At 44.0% G+C, this 17,574-nt stretch carries 17 protein-coding genes and 1 riboswitch; all 17 genes read right to left on the bottom strand.

Going from position 1 to position 17,574, the window contains the following annotated elements:
• Positions 1-6: 6 nt before the first annotated feature.
• On the bottom strand, positions 7-1,419 hold the full coding sequence (gene purF, locus B1K71_RS02695) for an amidophosphoribosyltransferase (RefSeq protein ID WP_077324459.1): 1,413 nt from the start codon (positions 1,417-1,419) through the stop codon (positions 7-9).
• Positions 1,395-3,623, bottom strand: a complete 2,229-nt coding sequence (gene purL / locus B1K71_RS02690; RefSeq protein ID WP_077324458.1) for a phosphoribosylformylglycinamidine synthase subunit PurL — start codon at positions 3,621-3,623, stop codon at positions 1,395-1,397. The genes purF and purL overlap by 25 nt, the downstream gene beginning before the upstream one ends.
• On the bottom strand, positions 3,607-4,290 hold the full coding sequence (gene purQ / locus B1K71_RS02685) for a phosphoribosylformylglycinamidine synthase subunit PurQ (RefSeq protein WP_077324457.1): 684 nt from the start codon (positions 4,288-4,290) through the stop codon (positions 3,607-3,609). Before purQ ends, purL begins: the two co-directional genes overlap by 17 nt.
• Positions 4,287-4,538, bottom strand: a complete 252-nt coding sequence (gene purS / locus B1K71_RS02680) for a phosphoribosylformylglycinamidine synthase subunit PurS (protein ID WP_077324456.1) — start codon at positions 4,536-4,538, stop codon at positions 4,287-4,289. Before purS ends, purQ begins: the two co-directional genes overlap by 4 nt.
• Positions 4,535-5,248: a phosphoribosylaminoimidazolesuccinocarboxamide synthase gene (gene purC / locus B1K71_RS02675; protein WP_077324455.1), complete on the bottom strand. Its 714-nt coding sequence runs from the start codon at positions 5,246-5,248 to the stop codon at positions 4,535-4,537. Before purC ends, purS begins: the two co-directional genes overlap by 4 nt.
• Positions 5,248-6,549: an adenylosuccinate lyase gene (purB, locus tag B1K71_RS02670; RefSeq protein WP_077324454.1), complete on the bottom strand. Its 1,302-nt coding sequence runs from the start codon at positions 6,547-6,549 to the stop codon at positions 5,248-5,250. Before purB ends, purC begins: the two co-directional genes overlap by 1 nt.
• Entirely contained in the window at positions 6,546-7,676 is a 1,131-nt protein-coding gene (purK, locus tag B1K71_RS02665) for a 5-(carboxyamino)imidazole ribonucleotide synthase (protein WP_077324453.1), read from the bottom strand. The genes purB and purK overlap by 4 nt, the downstream gene beginning before the upstream one ends.
• Positions 7,663-8,154: a 5-(carboxyamino)imidazole ribonucleotide mutase gene (gene purE, locus B1K71_RS02660; protein ID WP_077324452.1), complete on the bottom strand. Its 492-nt coding sequence runs from the start codon at positions 8,152-8,154 to the stop codon at positions 7,663-7,665. Before purE ends, purK begins: the two co-directional genes overlap by 14 nt.
• Before the next feature lie 125 nt (positions 8,155-8,279).
• A riboswitch (purine riboswitch) is annotated at positions 8,280-8,379 on the bottom strand.
• Between the two features lie 107 nt (positions 8,380-8,486).
• Positions 8,487-9,809, bottom strand: coding sequence for an alpha/beta hydrolase family protein (locus B1K71_RS02655; protein WP_077324451.1), 1,323 nt, complete (start codon positions 9,807-9,809; stop codon positions 8,487-8,489).
• A gap of 155 nt (positions 9,810-9,964) precedes the next feature.
• Positions 9,965-10,570 (bottom strand): DUF2179 domain-containing protein, encoded by a 606-nt coding sequence (locus B1K71_RS02650; protein ID WP_077324450.1) that lies wholly within the window; start codon positions 10,568-10,570, stop codon positions 9,965-9,967.
• A 91-nt stretch (positions 10,571-10,661) separates the two neighbouring features.
• The gene (locus tag B1K71_RS02645; RefSeq protein ID WP_077324449.1) at positions 10,662-11,372 is read right to left on the bottom strand and encodes an MOSC domain-containing protein; all 711 of its coding nucleotides are present in this window, start codon (positions 11,370-11,372) and stop codon (positions 10,662-10,664) included.
• A gap of 92 nt (positions 11,373-11,464) precedes the next feature.
• Positions 11,465-12,943, bottom strand: coding sequence for a class I adenylate-forming enzyme family protein (locus tag B1K71_RS02640; protein WP_077324448.1), 1,479 nt, complete (start codon positions 12,941-12,943; stop codon positions 11,465-11,467).
• A 109-nt stretch (positions 12,944-13,052) separates the two neighbouring features.
• The gene (gene fabG, locus B1K71_RS02635; protein ID WP_077324447.1) at positions 13,053-13,796 is read right to left on the bottom strand and encodes a 3-oxoacyl-ACP reductase FabG; all 744 of its coding nucleotides are present in this window, start codon (positions 13,794-13,796) and stop codon (positions 13,053-13,055) included.
• Complete coding sequence (gene phaZ, locus B1K71_RS02630) at positions 13,789-14,700, bottom strand: intracellular short-chain-length polyhydroxyalkanoate depolymerase (protein WP_077324446.1); 912 nt, start codon at positions 14,698-14,700, stop codon at positions 13,789-13,791. Before phaZ ends, fabG begins: the two co-directional genes overlap by 8 nt.
• Complete coding sequence (locus B1K71_RS02625; protein WP_077324445.1) at positions 14,701-15,726, bottom strand: 3-oxoacyl-ACP synthase; 1,026 nt, start codon at positions 15,724-15,726, stop codon at positions 14,701-14,703.
• A gap of 9 nt (positions 15,727-15,735) precedes the next feature.
• Entirely contained in the window at positions 15,736-16,701 is a 966-nt protein-coding gene (locus B1K71_RS02620) for a branched-chain amino acid ABC transporter permease (RefSeq protein ID WP_077324444.1), read from the bottom strand.
• Positions 16,702-16,705: 4 nt separating this feature from the next.
• Positions 16,706-17,566, bottom strand: coding sequence for a branched-chain amino acid ABC transporter permease (locus B1K71_RS02615; RefSeq protein WP_077324443.1), 861 nt, complete (start codon positions 17,564-17,566; stop codon positions 16,706-16,708).
• Between the last annotated feature and the right edge of the window lie 8 nt (positions 17,567-17,574).

Here is a 17,574-nt window from a genome sequence, read left to right as displayed (position 1 = left end):
TATTTGCTAACTTTTTGTATATGAAATGACTGACTCATTTTGTTTTTTCACCGGATATCTCCCGGTCATACATGCCGTGCAAATTCCCTGGTGGATTGTCTTGTCTTTTACAATCGCTTCTTCCAGTCCGCTTTCCGATAAGTAGGCAACACTATCTGCACCAATTTTTTCACATAGTTCCGCCAGCGAATTGTTGGCAGCAATCAACTCTTCTTTCGTTGACATATCAATCCCGTAGAAGCACGGGTTTTTAATAGACGGTGATGCAATCCTAACGTGAACTTCCTTTGCACCGGCTTCTTTCAGCATTCGGACAATACGTCTGCTTGTCGTACCGCGCACAATGGAATCGTCAATCATGACCACACGTTTTCCCTCCACAATTTTGCGTACCGGGGAAAGCTTCATTTTCACACCCTGTTCCCGTAATTCCTGTGAGGGTTGGATAAATGTCCGGCCGATATAGCGGTTTTTGATGATCCCCATTTCATACGGAAGACCGATTTGTTCAGCATAACCAATCGCTGCAGAAATGCTTGAATCCGGCACACCTGTTACGACATCTGCATCTGCGGGTGCTTCTTTCGCCAGTTCCATACCCATCCGTTTTCGCGAAGCATGTACATTCACATGGTTCAAATCGCTGTCAGGTCTGGACAGATAAACATATTCCATCGCACACATTCTGCGTTGCTCACGCATTGCAAAACGGGTGGAGTCCAGTCCATCGTCACTGATGGTGATCAGTTCTCCCGGTAACACTTCACGTTCAAATGTGGCACCAATCAGATCAAATGCACATGTTTCTGAAGCTACAACATATGCATCACCAAGCCGCCCGATGGATAATGGACGAATTCCTCTTGGATCAAGGGCAACATACATCTTCTCTTCCGTTAAGATCAGGTAGGAATATGCACCGACAAGCTTTTGTAATGCTTCTGAAATAGCATCTTCCTTTTTCGTTGATGTGCTTCGTTTTATCAAATGGGCAAGCACTTCTGTATCAGATGTTGTCTGCAAAATGCTTCCTTCATTTTCAAGTTCACCGCGAAGTTCATACGCATTCATTACATTTCCGTTATGCGCAAGAGCCAAGCTGCCCTGCTGTGATTGAAACAATAACGGCTGGACATTGCCGTATCCATCTTTATCTCCCTGTGTGGAATACCGGACATGTCCAATCGCTGCTTTACCGTTAAGCTCTGAAAAATTTGCCTTTTTAAAAACATCGTTAACAAGCCCTGTATCTTTATGAAGTTTCAATGATGATCCGTCACTGACAACAACACCGGCACCTTCCTGCCCGCGATGCTGCTGGGCATGGAGCCCATAATATGTCAATTCCGCTGCTTTTTCGTGACCCCAGATTCCAAACACACCGCATTCCTCATTTATGCCTTTGATTTCAGTAAACATGGAATTGCTCCCTTCCAAAGTCTACTGAGCTGGCTGGTTTCTTCCTTAATCAACTCCGAATTATTTACTGCTATCGTCAACACACCAGATCCTGTAACTGTTCCGATTTGTTGACAATCTTGTACCATTCCTTCAAAAGCTTTCTGATTTTCCGGTTTTACTGTAACTAAGAAACGTGACTGCGATTCACTGAACAATTGCACTGTAGCATCTCCTGTAAGATGCACATCTGCTCCCAGTCCCTTTTGATCAAACGTGCTTTCAGCAAGTGCAACCCCAAGTCCGCCTTCAGCCAAATCATGAGCTGACTGAATGTAATTGCTGCGGATTGCCTGATGCAGTTGATTCTGCCTCGATGCTTCCACATTCAAATCAATGGCAGGTGCTTTCCCTTCATAATTGTCGCTGACAACTTTTTGCAGTTCACTTCCGCCAAATTCAGCCTTTGTGTCGCCAATCAAATAAACGAGGTTACCTTCCTGCTGGAAATAGTTCGCTGTCAGATGATCCATCGATTCCAGAAGCCCAACCATTCCCACAACTGGTGTCGGGTAAATTGACTTGCCTTTTGATTGGTTATACAAGGAAACATTTCCACTGATGACTGGTGTCTGCAGCATACGGGAAGCTTCACTCATACCTTCCACACTTTTTTCCATTTGCCAGAACACTTCAGGGTTTGTCGGGTTTCCGAAATTCAGCCCGTCCGTAAGCCCTAATGGACGTGCACCTGTACAGACAATATTGCGGGCAGCTTCTGCTACAGCGATTTTTCCGCCAGTTTCCGGGTCGAGATAGATATAGCGTGAGTTGCAATCCGTCGTTATCGCCAGCGCTTTGTCTGTCCCCTTAATACGAACAACCGCAGCATCTGAGCCTGGTGCAACGACCGTATTCGTCTGGACCATGGAATCGTATTGATCATAGACCCATTCCTTGCTGGCAATTGTCGGCTGCTGCAACAGCTTTTTAAGCATTTCCGCATGATCTTCAACTGCCGGTACGGTATTGTCCATTTGCTGGAACTTCTTAAAATATTCTGCCTCTTTAGATGGCAAATGGTAAACAGGTGCTTCCTCAGCCAGTGCATCAACAGGGATATCGGCAACCATTTCGCCATGTTGTTTCAGGCGGAATGCTTTGTCCTCAATGACTTCCCCGACTGCAACTGCCTGCAGCCCGTATTTTTCAAAAATAGATGTAATTTCCTGTTCGCGGCCTTTTTTGACAACGAGCAGCATCCGCTCTTGAGATTCTGACAGCATTAATTCGTAAGCGTTCATATTCTCTTCCCGCTGCGGGACAAGATCCAAGTCCATTTCGAGTCCTGTTCCGGCCTTGCTGGCCATCTCACTTGCGGATGATGTCAATCCGGCAGCACCCATATCCTGCATGCCGACAAGTGCATCCGAGTGAATGACTTCCAGACATGCTTCGATAAGCAGTTTTTCCATGAACGGGTCGCCAACCTGAACAGCTGGGCGATCCTTATCGGAATCCTCCGCAAGGTCATCGGAAGCAAATGTGGCACCGTGAATACCATCCCGCCCTGTTGGCGCACCGGCATACAGGACCGTATTCCCGATTCCTTTGGCTACCCCTTTTTGGATGTCATCATGATTGATTAATCCGACACACATTGCATTGACTAGCGGATTGTCCTCATAACTGTCATCAAACTGGACTTCACCACCGACTGTCGGCACTCCGACACAGTTGCCATACCCTGCAATACCATGAACCACTTCCTGGAACAGGTATTTCACACGCTCGGTTGTAAAGTTTCCGAACCGAAGTGAGTTCATCAGTGCAATCGGACGGGCACCCATGGAAAAAACATCACGGATAATTCCGCCAACCCCTGTTGCCGCACCTTGGTATGGTTCCACCGCAGATGGATGGTTGTGACTTTCCACTTTAAATACGACTGCCTGATTATCACCAATATCGATAACACCGGCACCTTCACCAGGTCCCTGCAATACGTGCTTGCCTTCTGTCGGGAATTTTTTCAGAAGCGGTTTTGACGTTTTGTAACTGCAGTGTTCCGACCACATCACCGAAAAAATTCCTGTCTCGGTAAAATTCGGCTGCCTTTTCAAAATATCCTTGACCATGGCATATTCCTGTTCGTTCAATCCCATGTCCTGATATAATTTCTCACGTTCGATCTGTTCCGGGCTGATATCACGAGTTGATAACATAGGAGTCCCTCCAATTTTCCACCATGGATTGAAATAGTTTTAATCCGTCATCACTTCCGAGCAATTTTTCAACAGCCCGTTCCGGATGCGGCATCATGCCAAGCACATTTCCTTCTTTATTGATAATACCGGCAATATCGGCGATAGAGCCGTTCGGATTGTTCTGATACGAAAATACAATCTGGTTATTTTCTTTTAAGCCGGCAAGTGTTTCCTCATCGCAGAAATAATTGCCTTCCCCATGTGCAATCGGGTAATGAATGATTTCATTTTTTTCATAGTTTGCTGTAAAAGCAGTTTCATTGTTTCGTACAATGAGCGGCTCCTGGTGGCACATGAATGCCAAATGTTTGTTGCGGAGCATTGCTCCCGGCAGCAGACCTGCTTCCAACAAAATCTGGAATCCGTTGCAGACACCAAGTACAGGTTTCCCTGCAGCAGCATGATTCTTGATTTGTTTCATGACATCAGAAGTTGATGCGACAGCACCTGAACGGAGATAGTCACCATATGAAAAGCCACCCGGGAGAAGAATCCCGTCATAGTTTTCGAGGTTGCTGTTTTCATACCAGACAAGTTCCGCTTCCTCTTTCAAAACTCCCTTGGCAGCATGGTACATATCACGGTCACAGTTCGACCCCGGAAAAACAACTACGGCAAATTTCACAGCTTTTCAGCCTCCCCCACGTCAAATCGGTAATCTTCAATTACCGGATTTGCGAGCAGTTTGTCACACATTTCCTTTACACGCTTTTCCATATCCTCGGTTTCTTCAACCATCAATTCCATATATTTGCCGACACGAACTTCCTCGACAGCATCATAGCCCAATGAATTTAATGATTCCTGAATTGCTTTTCCCTGTGGATCAAGTACGCCTTGTTTCAGTGTTATATGAACGGTAACTTTTCTCATGATATTTCCTCCAGTCGTTTCAGGATTTCCCGGTATACTGCCAGCAGATCGCCGGTCCCCTGCCGAAAAACATCCTTATCCAATTTTTCTTGTGTTGTAATATCCCAAAGTCTGCATGTATCTGGTGATATTTCATCCGCCAGTACAATACACCCGCTTGCAAGACGGCCAAACTCAATCTTGAAATCTACCAGTGTAATATTAATAGTCTGAAACACTTTTTGAAGCTGGTGGTTTATTTCCAGCGCCTTTTCCTTGATTTCTTTCAGTTCATTTCCCGTGACATCACTCAGCACCAACGCATGGTCATCATTGATAAGCGGATCGCCCAACTCATCATTTTTGTAAAAAAGTTCAATAATAGGCGGATTAAACTGCGTATTCTCGTCCAAACCGAGTCTACCGGTAATACTGCCTGATGCCTGGTTACGGACAACAACTTCAAGCGGAATGATTTCAGTTTGTTGAACAAGCTGCTCCGTCTCGTTCAATTGTTTAATAAAATGTGTTTCCGTTCCATAATCATGAAGCAGCCGAAAGATCCGGGAAGAAATTTCGTTATTCAGCCTGCCCTTTCCGGAAAAAGTTGCTTTTTTCTTGCCATTAAAAGCGGTGGCATCATTTTTATATGATAATACAAGCTTGCCCGGCTGATCCTTTGCTTCATGTACACGCTTGGCTTTTCCCTCATATAACAGGTCGGCCTTCATTATTCCACCTCAAGTCCGATTCGATTAAATATGGCATCGACATTTTTCAGGTGATACGTATAATCAAAACAATCGTCAATTTCCGCCTGTGTCAGTTTCGTACTGATGTCCGGGTCTTCCTCAACGAGCTTTTTAAAGTGTGTTTCCGTTTCCCATGCCTGCATTGCTTTTGGCTGTACAATATCATACGCTTTTTCCCGGCTCATACCTTTATTGATCAGTGCCAGCAGTACACGCTGTGAAAAAATAACGCCGTGGGTTTTATCTATGTTGCGTTTCATGTTTTCCGGAAATACAGTCAATTTCTGAACAATGCCGGCAAATCGGTTCAGCATGTAATTCAGCCCAATTGTTGTATCAGGGAGAATTATTCGTTCGGCCGATGAATGTGAAATATCGCGTTCATGCCATAAGGAGACATTTTCAAATGCTGTGACCATGTTACCGCGAAGCACCCTGGCCATCCCTGTCATATTTTCCGATCCAATCGGGTTCCGTTTATGCGGCATCGCGGAGGAGCCTTTCTGTCCTTTTGCGAAAAATTCTTCTGCCTCACGGGTTTCTGTTTTTTGCAGACCGCGGATTTCCGTAGCGAATTTTTCAATGGATGTAGCAATTAGTGCAAGCGCTGAAACATATGCCGCATGACGGTCACGCTGCAATGTTTGCGTTGATACCGGTGCTGGGGATAACCCAAGTTTTTCACAAACATACTGTTCCACAAATGGATCAATATTCGCGTATGTCCCTACAGCCCCTGACAGTTTTCCAAATTCAATGTCTTTTGCAGCTGCTTCAAAACGTTCCAAATTACGTTTCATTTCTTCATACCAAAGCGCCATTTTCAAGCCAAACGTTGTCGGTTCAGCGTGAACACCGTGTGTCCGCCCCATCATAACAGTATGTTTATGCTCGATTGCTTTGTGTTTCAAAATATCGATAAAACGCTGCAAATCGTTACGGATAATTTCGTTCGCCTGTTTGAGCTGGTATGAAAGCGCTGTGTCAACAACATCAGTGGAAGTCAATCCGTAATGCACCCATTTCCGCTCATCGCCGAGCGTTTCGGAAACGGCACGTGTAAAGGCGACCACATCATGGCGCGTTTCCTGTTCAATTTCGGAAATACGATCAAGATTAAAAGAGGCATTCTGACGCAGTTGCTTCACATCTTCGGCCGGGATAACGCCCAGTTGACTCCATGCTTCACATGCAAGGACTTCCACCTCAAGCCATGCTTTAAATTTATTTTCTTCTGTCCAGATTGCTCCCATTTCTTCACGGGTATAGCGGTCAATCATTGTTTTGCCTCCTCATAAGCTGTAACCATTTTGGAAATTTCGTTTACCGTACTGCCAATAAACGTGACATGACCCATTTTTCGCTTTGGTTTGACACCATCTTTTCCGTACAAATGTACAAAGCCGTTTGTAAGTTCCGGCATAATGGTCAGTGTAGGTTCCACATCCTCACCTAAAATATTGACCATTGCCGCGGATTTCAGCAGGCTGACCGGTGTCAAATCAAGTCCGCTAATCGCCCGTATATGCTGTCCAAACTGTGAGATATTACATGCTTCAATGGTATAATGTCCGGAATTGTGTGGTCTTGGTGCCATTTCATTCAAGAAAATATTTTCTCCATTCACAAACATTTCAATCGCAAATGTGCCGACAATATTCATTTTTTCTGCAAGAATCTTAGCTGCATCAAGCGCCTTTGCCTGAACCGCCTCCGAAATGTTAGCCGGAACAGTTGTTTGATATAAAATATGATCTTTATGGTCATTTTCAGCAATCGGGAAAAATTCAATTTCACCTGATTGTGTCCTGGTAAAGACAACAGAAATTTCCCGGTCAAAAGGAACCCATTGTTCAATAATGCATGTACCATTTTTCTCAGCGAAAGCACATGCAGCAGGGATATCATCATCCATTTCCAGTTTCAGCTGTCCTTTCCCGTCATAGCCGCCGCTGCACGTTTTAATGACGGTCGGAAATGTAAAGTTGGCAAGTGCCTGTTCGCATTCCTTAGAGTTAGTCACAATATTGAAATATGGAACCGGTAATCCGGCATCCTGCATCACTGTTTTTTCTTTTTCCCGGTTTTGAGTAACTTCCAATGCAAATGCACCTTGTGGCAGTTTGCCCAAGTTTTCTATATAAGCAGCTGCATCAAGATCGACATTTTCGAATTCATATGTGATAACATCACTTATTTCAGCGAGTTTTTTGATGCCATCCATGTCGTCATATGCTGTTGTTATTTGCTCATCGGCCACTTGTGCTGTCGGACAGTCCGGAGTAGGATCCAGAACCGCAATTTTGTACCCCATATATCGTGCAGCAATCGCCATCATACGTCCAAGCTGACCGCCGCCAATAATTCCGATTGTTTTTGGTGGAAGAATGACATTATTTTTCTGCAAGATTATCCCTCATTTCCTCAACATTTTCCTTCATTGATTTGCGTGAAGCAGCGAGACGTTCTGCCACATCCTCATCGAATGCACCAATCATCTGTGCAGCAAGAATGCCGGCATTTTTCGCTCCGGATCTGCCAATCGCAACTGTTGCAGTCGGCACACCACCTGGCATTTGCACGATGGAAAGCAGCGAATCAAGTCCGCTCAATGCTTTTGACTGCACCGGCACGCCAATAACGGGTAACGTTGTTTGCGCCGCGACCATTCCAGGCAAGTGAGCGGCACCGCCTGCCCCCGCAATTATTGCTTTCAGTCCGCGATTACGCGCTGTTTTTGCATAGTCGAACATTTCATCGGGTGTCCGGTGTGCAGAAATAACATCTTTTTCATATGAAATTCCCAATTCATCAAGCATTGCACACGTATGCTGCATTGTTTCCCAATCCGATATACTTCCCATGATCACACCAACTTGTGGCATTTAAATCCCCCGTTCCTTGGAAAATGGTTTGTCTCTATTTAAAAATAAAAAGTCTATTCGTCTCCCCCAATTATGAGAGAAGATGAATAGACTTTACCAAAACATAATAACGGATCATTGCATTACAATGACTCACCTTCCCTCATAGTCCAGCATTTATGGTGCCGGGTAGAAACTTTCAGGCCGTATCCCCGAAAATATATGAGGTACATATTCATTTCTTCTTTAAGAATATCAAAACGTCTTCCAAAATGTCAATGAAAATCGAACAATTCCTTTATCGGATAGATAAATGTTCGGTTTTTACTAAATTAATGGTTTTGTAAATAGTTTTATTTTATTCCATGGTTTTCCAAAAATTCCAGAATACCCTCTATTAATCCATTCGCTAACGGGAGATCAGGGTCACTGTAAGCTTGCATATTTTTCTGGCGGTCTTTCGGCGCTTCTTTTAGTACATGATTCATTCTCGGAATCAATAACAATTGCGATTTTCCCTTTTCCTTGTAAAGGTTTTTAGCTGCACTTACCGGTACTTGAATATCATGTTTTCCATTAACGATCAGCACCGGAATGTTTAGTTTTTGGATTTCCTTAGCCGGATCGTATTGCATCCAAGAGGACAAGAAAGACTGAACTGAAGGACGAAAGATGCTTTGCAAATTCGGGTTTATATGTTGAACACGTTTGCCCGCTTGGAGTTTTTCCAAAATATCCTTGCTTTCGTCCAGAAGATTGTCGGGCAATTGCTCTTTTAATTGGTTATACATTACCTGATTAATGGCTTTGCCTGCTCCTTCCAACGATATAAAAGCATCAACATTTGTTTCCTGTGCAGCGAGCATACCAACGAGTGAGCCTTGGCTGTGTCCGATAATGCCTACCTTTGAAAAACGCTGATCATGTTTCAGTTTTTCAGCCCATCCGACAGCATCGTTTACAAATCGATTGAAAATCAACTTTTCTTCCGGAATTAATGCAGGCAGATTTTTTCCTACACCTCGTTTATCGTAACGAATACTTGCAATGCCATGTTGTGCCAGTTGCTGCGCCAAAAATTTCAAACTGTTGTTTTTTCCGGGAAGTGCCTTCGAATTTCCATTACGATCTGTGGGTCCTGAACCGGGAATAATGATCATAACAGGATAAGGGGCATTTCCTTTTGGGGTTACCAATTCGGCATACAACGTCCCTTGATCGGTCTCCAAGCTCAAAAACTGTCCTTGATCTTCTTCCATTTGGCTCCCTTTATCCTTGCCTTTCTTCAATTCAAACGGAAAAGACTGACCATTCTGTGTGAATGTGCCTTGAATTGTATCGTCCTTGATTGACCCGTCAAATGTAATATGCTGCCCTTGAATATTCGCCTGAAATAAAACATTAGACTTATTCATTGTTACCTTTGAAAGTGGAAAATCTTCCACTCCCTGAACCGGAATACTAATCGTTCCCCCCAGATTTTTCCCAACCTTAAAAGAAATAATAATCGGCAAATCCTGCCTTGGTATTTTGATTGAGCCCTGCCAGGTTCCTTTAATGGTGTCCACCGAAGTATCATCCGTATTTTCTTCTTCTTTCCTATTTTCATCATCGTTGCCGCAACTTGAAACCAACAGTACTAAAAGTACAGTAATTAAAACCTTTCGCCTTTTCATGCAATAACCCCTTCCTGACCATATCGTATCCTTTCTGTTTTAAAAATACGACCCAAGCAAAAAAAAGTTTCAACTGCCTGCATTTTTCATTACAATAAAAAAAGCATTAAAGACATGTCTGCTGCATGTTTTTAATGCTTTTTTCTTTTATCTGTTCACTCACCAATCGTATCTTCCGGTTTGGCTTCCGGCTTCGCTGTTGGGACACTATTTCTGCGCGGATTGAACAGTCTGCCTTTCCGCACCTGCTTCACCCAGAAGCCGCCATGAATCTGCTTCGGCTCATAAGCAATGATAAACGCTTTCGGGTCAATGGTCTTTATCGTTTCGTACAGCTTCAGTTCATATTTTCTTGGTGTAAGGATCTGCATGGCAAGACGGTCGCCATCCATCCCGTAAGCAAACCAGCTTGTCACTCCATAGCCGCGATCACGCAATTTTCGGGTGAACTCAATATCCGGATCTGACGAAACAACGTTGACTGTAATATAACCAAGGGCGAGTTTCTCCTCGATTCGAGTACCGACGATTACACCAAGACCAAAACCAATTGCATATGCAATCAGGTTCTGGATTTCATTCAGGTTATCCAACACAAGCCCAAGACCAACTACATATACGACAATCTCAAACATGCTTACAAAAGCGGCTGTATATCTTCTTCCTTTTAATGTTAAAATCATTCGCATCGTTGACAGCGATACATACACGATATTAATAACAAGGATGATTGCAACCATCACAAACGCATTACTGAGCATAACGATACCTCCTGCATCTCTTACCCAATATAATACTCCATATTAAATGTGTATGTACAACATTTTTTGCAATGCAATGTATTTCCATAGATCATGACTTGTTCGGACCAAACACACGCTTTTCCACTGAAGATTGTTGACCGCGCAGCCTTTTTGTTAAGGTTCGCCTCCAGTTTTCCGCCAGCAAACCGCAGGAAGCAAGATCATCAGCTGCCCGCAGATCTTCTTTCCTTACATGCATTACTTCATTACAAGCAGCAATCGTCCACTGTGGTAATGGGCGTTCGATTAGCTCAAGGTGCATTCCCGCACCTGCTTTCCCTTCCTTAAGCACACGAAAATACCACCCGGTCCGCCCGCTGTTCTGAATCCTCAGCGCAAAGTCCATGATGCGAAATCTTCTGGCAGGCTTCCAGCAAGGTTGACGGGGCTGTGATACCTGAATCACGCTTTCGCCGAATTGAAATGTATCCCCGATACAAATATGATATTCATCAGCATTTTCCAGGGAAAGATTTTCACCCATCGCAGAAACGCTGATTGTATCCAGGTCCAGTTCACTCCTCCAAAACTCATAATGCTTTTTCGGATAGGCGAAGACAGCCTTTTCCGGACCGCCATGATTTTTCGTGTCAGCTACTTCATCATCCATAAAACCGGTTTTTCCAAGCCACCGTTCACCTTGTGCCTCCTGTTTGAATATGCCGCTATTCCAAGGCCTGTCCATCCTGTCTTCAGCACCTTCATGACCCATCTGTTTCACTTTCCCGGTAAATATTTTATGTACGTATGGTGCATCCATTTTGCCACCTTCTTTCTTACAATATAGTATACGGAATCCCGGCGAAAAGTAAATAACACGGAATTCTGCTTCAGAAATCCGTGTTAAACCGATTACATGATTTTTTCTTTCAAAGCTGCCTTATTAATTTTCCCGACATGGGTTTTGGGAAGTTCATCAAGCAATATAAATTTTTTGGGGATTTTATAGCGGGCGAGTTTTTGTCCGCAGTACTCATTCCATTCCAAATCATTCATCACAACATCAGCTGCTATAAATGCAACGACTATTTCTCCCCACTTTTCATCTGGAAATCCCAACACCGCTGCTTCATGCACATTTTCATGCGATTCCAGCCAATGCTCAATTTCCAATGGGTAAATATTTTCCCCGCCGGTAATGATCATATCTTTTTTTCGTCCGACAATATAGACGTATCCTTCACCATCCCGTCTTGCCAAATCACCGGTATGTACCCATCCATCGACAAGCGTCTGTTTTGTCTGATCCGGGTTATTCCAATAATATTCAAAAGAATGATTTCCGCGTATCAGAAGTTCACCTACCTCGCTGCCGCTGACTTCATTTCCGTTTGCTGCAACAATTTTAATATCATTTAGAAGCATTGGTTTCCCGACAGACCCAAGTTTCCGTTTCGTTTCGGATGGATCAATGTAAAAATTATTCGGTCCGGCCTCTGTCAAACCATACCCTTCTTTAAATGGAATACCCTTGGCACGAAATGCACTGTATATTTTATGCGGGCAAGGTGCACCACCTGATAAAAAAACTTTCATATGCGGAAAGGCGGCATGCTGAAAAGCCTCTGTCCGGATCATCATGTGATACATGGTTGGGACACATAAAACAATTGTACATTGATATTTAAGCAAATCATTAACTGCTTTAACCGCTTCAAACTCAGGGGAAATCACTACTTTACCGCCCGTAAGCAGTAATGGCAATGACAGCACATTCAGCCCTCCCGTATGAAACATTGGGAGGCAGGTCATCGTTACATCATCAGCCGTCAGATTCCAGCTTATGATTGTGTTCATTGCATTCCATAAAATAGAACGATGGGACAGTACCGCTCCTTTAGGCTTTCCCGTAGTCCCACCCGTGTAAATCATTGCGAGAGCATCTTCTTCCGCCGGTACCTTTTCAATCGAATATGTACCGGATACCGTTAATCTGTCCAAATAATCATGATGGTTAATGTCAATACAGGTTACTGGATTTTCCACGACTTTGCCCCGAAAAATCGGAGAAATCCCCATCAGTTTTGGTGTACAATCTTTCAGGACATAATCAAGTTCATCGATTGAAAGCCGCCAGTTTAAAGGGACAAAAACGGAACCGATTTTCATGCAGGCAAATAAAAAATCAAAATAACTGACATGATTTGGTGCCAGCAGTGCTACCCGGTCCCCTTTTCCGATTCCGTTTTGAACGAAATACTGTGCCAAAAATTCCGCCCGTTTATTCAGTTCATGATATGTCCAGGCCACATCTGTTTCCGCATCCACTACCGCCACTTTGTCAGGGAATAAATTCACCCTGCTCTGAAACCAATCTACCGCAGCTTGCATCGCAACCCCTCCGTTGTATCTGTTTTACCGATAGTATAGGAAACAGAAGTTACATCCTGGTTACACCTGTATTGAAAAAAAGCACCCCGAATCGAGAGTGCCTTTCACATTACATCATGATACCGCCGTCTACATGCAGGACATGTCCGTTTACATAATCAGCTTCATTGGAGGAGAGAAACAGATAGGCATTTGCAATGTCTTCAGGTCTGCCGAGCCGCCCCATTGGAACCTGTGCTTTCATTTTATCAATTACCTTATCCGGCACCTCGGCTACCATCCCCGTTTCAGTAAAACCGGGAGCTACCGCGTTAACGTTTATTCCCTTGCGAGCAAGTTCTTTTGCCCACGTTTTTGTCATTCCGATAATCCCTGCCTTTGCCGCTGCATAATTCGTTTGGCCAATATTGCCGTATGTACCGGTTACGGAAGACGTATTAACAATTTTGCCTATACCTTGTGCTGTCATCGAAGGCAGCACAGCCTGCGTACAATGAAATACACCTGTCAGGTTAACATCAATTACCTGCTGGAAATCTTTCGGGGTCAGTCGGGAAAGCATTCCGTCCCGGGTAATCCCTGCATTGTTGATCAGAATATCAATCTTCCCATAACCGGATAACACGCTGTCAACCATAGCATCCACACTTACCCGGTCGGCAACATCCACCTGAACAAATGTGCACGTCAACTCCTCTGCAAGCAATTCCTTCTCGCGTTCCTTCCCTTTTCCTTCATCAAAATCTGCGATGATAACCCGCGCCCCCTCCGTTGCAAAGGTTTTCGCTGCCTGCAAACCGATTCCGTTTGCAGCTCCGGTAATAATCGCTACTTTATCCTGCAATCTATTCATTTACTGACGTCCTTTCCGTTAAAAAATCTTCCATTGTCCGAAGCAGTTGATCCAGATTGTCTATCAGCGGGGAATGGCCGGATCCGGGTAATTCTTTATAAATTGCTTTTTCTCCATAATCTTCAATGAGTTCATCTGTCATTTGTTTCGTAACAACCAGGTCTTCATTACCCCAGGCAATCAGAACCGGAATAGTTATATGTTCCATTTTCCCGTTCCCATCCACCAATCCGTTATGGACATTACTGATATTAAACCAATTCAAAACATGATACGTTTCAGCCAGATTACGCTGGGTTGTCATATCCGCCAAATAATGATCATATCGTTCCGGATCAGGCTCTCGATTACGATAAATCAGCATATTCCATGTCTGTCGGAGCAAATCATAATTATTTGTGTCATAGGCACCTTGGATGAGCTTCGTTTTCCCGTCAGTTCTAACCTCTTCCAGTGAATGCAGACGGTTTAATGTATCGGGCAACCCATTCTCCCCCGTCGCATAATATGCGTACCCCCGTGTTGACGCTGATGCAATGAGTATCAGCTGATTTGCATAGCCCGGATAATCCGCACAAAACTGCTGTGCTACTGCGCCGCCGAGCGACCAGCCTGCCAGCGCAAAGTCCCGCAGACCAATTTCATCACAAAACAGCTTCAAATCGTCTGAAAAATCTTTAATCGATTCAATCGTATGATGATAGGAGGATTCACCGAACCCGCGCAGATCAACTGCAAACACTTTAAAGTTCGCACTCATAGTTTCCATCACCACATCCCAGTGTACACATGAAGTCATGTTACCGTGGACAAGCAGTACCTTAACATCACCGCCCTCACGTTCACGATAGGCTATTTCCTCCCCATTTGGCAAAGACACTTGTTTCATCGAAACGTTTACCATCTATCCAGCCTCCTCTTGTTTACCCCAAATAATAACGTTTGCCCCCCATGCGTAACCAATCCCCGCGGAAACTAGTACAACCACATCACCATTCTTTAGTTTACCATCAGCTTCCGCGAGCTCCAGTGAAATAATCTGATCCATCTGACCAATATGTCCATAGTCTTCGAGATAAATAGATTTGTCATGATCAAGACCCAGCTGGTCCAAAACATAATAATGCGCTGAACGCTTCATATGCAGCATCGCGACATAATCGATATCTTTTTTATCCAATTCGCTTTTAGCCAAAGCCTTTTCGATGCAAGCGATAAAATTGACCATCGATTTATCCGCCAGCCTTCTTTTCATGCCGGACGGGTCCATCACATCCAGCTGATACAGACCTGCATCAAGTGTTTTTCCTGTGAGCGGGGATTTCGTTCCGCCTGCCGGAACAACAACATCTTCAGAAAAAGTTCCATCTGTAATCATATGGGTCGCAAGCAACTGGTTTTTTGTATGACCTTTTTGCAGGATAATCGCACCCCCGCCTGCTCCTAAGTTAAACATAAAGCGGGTGCGCGCATTCTGATAATTAATAAAATCAACATTCCGATACCCGCCGGCAAGCAAAACTGTCTTAATTGAATTATCTGCTGTCATCATGTCCTTGGCAACTTTCAATGCCATAATGGTTGTGCCGCAGCGTAATGCTGTATCAAATGCCCAGGCATTTACTGCGCCGATTTCCTGCTGCAGCTTGATTGCGGCAGTCCATAATGGATATTCTTTATGTTCCTCACCAATATAAATGACCAGATCAATTTTCCCGGGATTTAAATTCACTTTGGCAATTGCCTTTTCGGCAGCAAAAATACCCATGGCACATGTATGGTCTTTTTCACCGGGTATTGGTTTTTCCTTTATTCCCATCTTCTGTTCAACTACCTCAATTGGAAGCCCCGACTGTTCTGCAATATCGGTTGAGGTCATTTTTTTCTCCGGAATATATACACCTGTACTTAACACGCCAATTGGTTCCATTATTTCACCTCACTTTCGTAAGCGATTTACAAATTTGCCTTGAATTGTACCAATAATACCCTGTGGAAAAAAGATTACAGCCAGAATATAAACGGTTCCATATATAATAATCCATCGTTCGAAAATCCAATGTACATCGGCCAAATCCGACAACCAATGGTGCGCGAATTCCATTAACCCGGCGCCGATAATCGGTCCGACCAGCGTTCCGACTCCTCCGATGATGGTCATCAGAAGTGCGTCCAGTGTTACATCCACAGCAAAAACGCTGGTATCGATAAAGCGCAGTGATAAAACATATAAAACACCTGCAAGGCTTGCAATGATTCCGGAAATAACACTGACGATTACTTTATAATGAAGCACCTGAAATCCGAGTGATTCAGTTCGGTTTTCATTTTCCCGAATTGCCACCAGCACTTTGCCCATTGGTGAATTAGTAAATCTTCTGAGCCCAAAAAAGAAAATAATTAATGAAACGAGACATATCACATACATTGTTCCAGAATCACGAAGCAGATCAGGAAGCAAAAATGTAAACCCTTCCCCGCCTCCGGTCAGACTGGTCCACTTCTCTGCCGCTACCAGAAACAGACCTGCGAGGGCCAGTGTCAGCATGGCATAATAATGACTTTTCAGGCGTAATGTCATGATGCCGGCAATAAAGCTGACAAGTGCAGCAATGATAACGGCCAGTATAATACCGGCAACGAGTGAAATAATCGTCGCATCGTTTTGATTCATCATCAAAGCCGCAGAATATGCACCGATTCCGAAAAACATGGCATGCCCAAACGATATAATGCCGGTATAGCCTAAAAGCAAATCATAACTCATAGCAAAGATGCCAAAAATAAAAATCTGCATGATTAAAAACAGAATGCTTCGTTCAGTGAAAATGAATGGTACCGCAAATAAAATCAGTGCAATACCTAGATAAATCCAGGTGCTTTTTTCAACTTGACGCAACTGCATTTTTTCACCCCTTCACCTTGAATAATCCCTGTGGACGGAAAATCAACACCGCTGCCATCAGCAGCATATTAACCGCCAAGCTGAGGGCAGGCACATAATAGGCCATAAACGCCTGTGTTAATCCAACCAAAAGTGCTGCGTACAATGATCCTTTAAAACTGCCCATTCCGCCAATTACAACGACAATAAATGCCAGGATTGCAAATTCAAGTCCCATTTCCGCATAAATCACACCGGAGTACGGTGCCATCAGCATACCGCTTAATGCGGCCATCGCTGCCCCGACCATAAATACAGCCATAAATACAAATTGTATGTTTATCCCGAGCGACTGGACCATTTCTTTATCCATCACACCTGCCCGGACTATCAAACCAATTCGTGTCCGTTTTAATATAAAGGAAGTCGCAGCGTATACAAGAATGCCGACTGCAATGATGAATAACCGATATTTGATAATAATGACATCCCACAGCATAAAACTCCCGTCCAGAAATGCCGGCGGTTGGGCGGATTGCTGTTCCGGCCCGAACACCACTTTAATCAATTCAGCCAGTACAAGCATAAGCCCAAGCGTAATCAATATTTGCTGGATATGATTCCCGTATACCGGTCTGATAATCAAAAACTCCGTTATCGCCCCGAGAATCAGGCCGGTAACAATCGCTGCGCCAATTCCAAGCAAAAAGCTGCCAGTTAAGTTGTACACCCATACCCCACTGAAGGCGCCCCAGACAAACAAGCCGCCATGGGCGAAATTCAGAACGTCCATTAATCCGAAAATCAGTGTCAGGCCGGCTGCGAGCAAAAATATAATCATTCCGGTGGCCAGGCCATTAATGGTTAATCCGAAAATTAAATCCATCCCTATCT

The sequence above is a fragment of the Virgibacillus siamensis genome, from assembly GCF_900162695.1.
Lineage (GTDB): Bacteria > Bacillota > Bacilli > Bacillales > Amphibacillaceae > Lentibacillus > Lentibacillus siamensis_A.
This window is presented reverse-complemented; position numbering and strand designations above follow the sequence as displayed.

What these genes read in the sequence shown, in the direction of transcription:
- purF (WP_077324459.1), bottom strand. Translation starts at nt 1,419, where the DNA reads ATGTTTACTGAAATCAAAGGCATAAATGAGGAATGCGGTGTGTTTGGA.
- purL (WP_077324458.1), bottom strand. Translation starts at nt 3,623, where the DNA reads ATGTTATCAACTCGTGATATCAGCCCGGAACAGATCGAACGTGAGAAA.
- purS (WP_077324456.1), bottom strand. Translation starts at nt 4,538, where the DNA reads ATGAGAAAAGTTACCGTTCATATAACACTGAAACAAGGCGTACTTGAT.
- purC (WP_077324455.1), bottom strand. Translation starts at nt 5,248, where the DNA reads ATGAAGGCCGACCTGTTATATGAGGGAAAAGCCAAGCGTGTACATGAA.
- purB (WP_077324454.1), bottom strand. Translation starts at nt 6,549, where the DNA reads ATGATTGACCGCTATACCCGTGAAGAAATGGGAGCAATCTGGACAGAA.
- purE (WP_077324452.1), bottom strand. Translation starts at nt 8,154, where the DNA reads ATGCCACAAGTTGGTGTGATCATGGGAAGTATATCGGATTGGGAAACA.
- B1K71_RS02655 (WP_077324451.1), bottom strand. Translation starts at nt 9,809, where the DNA reads ATGAAAAGGCGAAAGGTTTTAATTACTGTACTTTTAGTACTGTTGGTT.
- B1K71_RS02650 (WP_077324450.1), bottom strand. Translation starts at nt 10,570, where the DNA reads ATGCTCAGTAATGCGTTTGTGATGGTTGCAATCATCCTTGTTATTAAT.
- B1K71_RS02645 (WP_077324449.1), bottom strand. Translation starts at nt 11,372, where the DNA reads ATGGATGCACCATACGTACATAAAATATTTACCGGGAAAGTGAAACAG.
- B1K71_RS02640 (WP_077324448.1), bottom strand. Translation starts at nt 12,943, where the DNA reads ATGCAAGCTGCGGTAGATTGGTTTCAGAGCAGGGTGAATTTATTCCCT.
- fabG (WP_077324447.1), bottom strand. Translation starts at nt 13,796, where the DNA reads ATGAATAGATTGCAGGATAAAGTAGCGATTATTACCGGAGCTGCAAAC.
- phaZ (WP_077324446.1), bottom strand. Translation starts at nt 14,700, where the DNA reads ATGGTAAACGTTTCGATGAAACAAGTGTCTTTGCCAAATGGGGAGGAA.
- B1K71_RS02625 (WP_077324445.1), bottom strand. Translation starts at nt 15,726, where the DNA reads ATGGAACCAATTGGCGTGTTAAGTACAGGTGTATATATTCCGGAGAAA.
- B1K71_RS02620 (WP_077324444.1), bottom strand. Translation starts at nt 16,701, where the DNA reads ATGCAGTTGCGTCAAGTTGAAAAAAGCACCTGGATTTATCTAGGTATT.
- B1K71_RS02615 (WP_077324443.1), bottom strand. Translation starts at nt 17,566, where the DNA reads ATGGATTTAATTTTCGGATTAACCATTAATGGCCTGGCCACCGGAATG.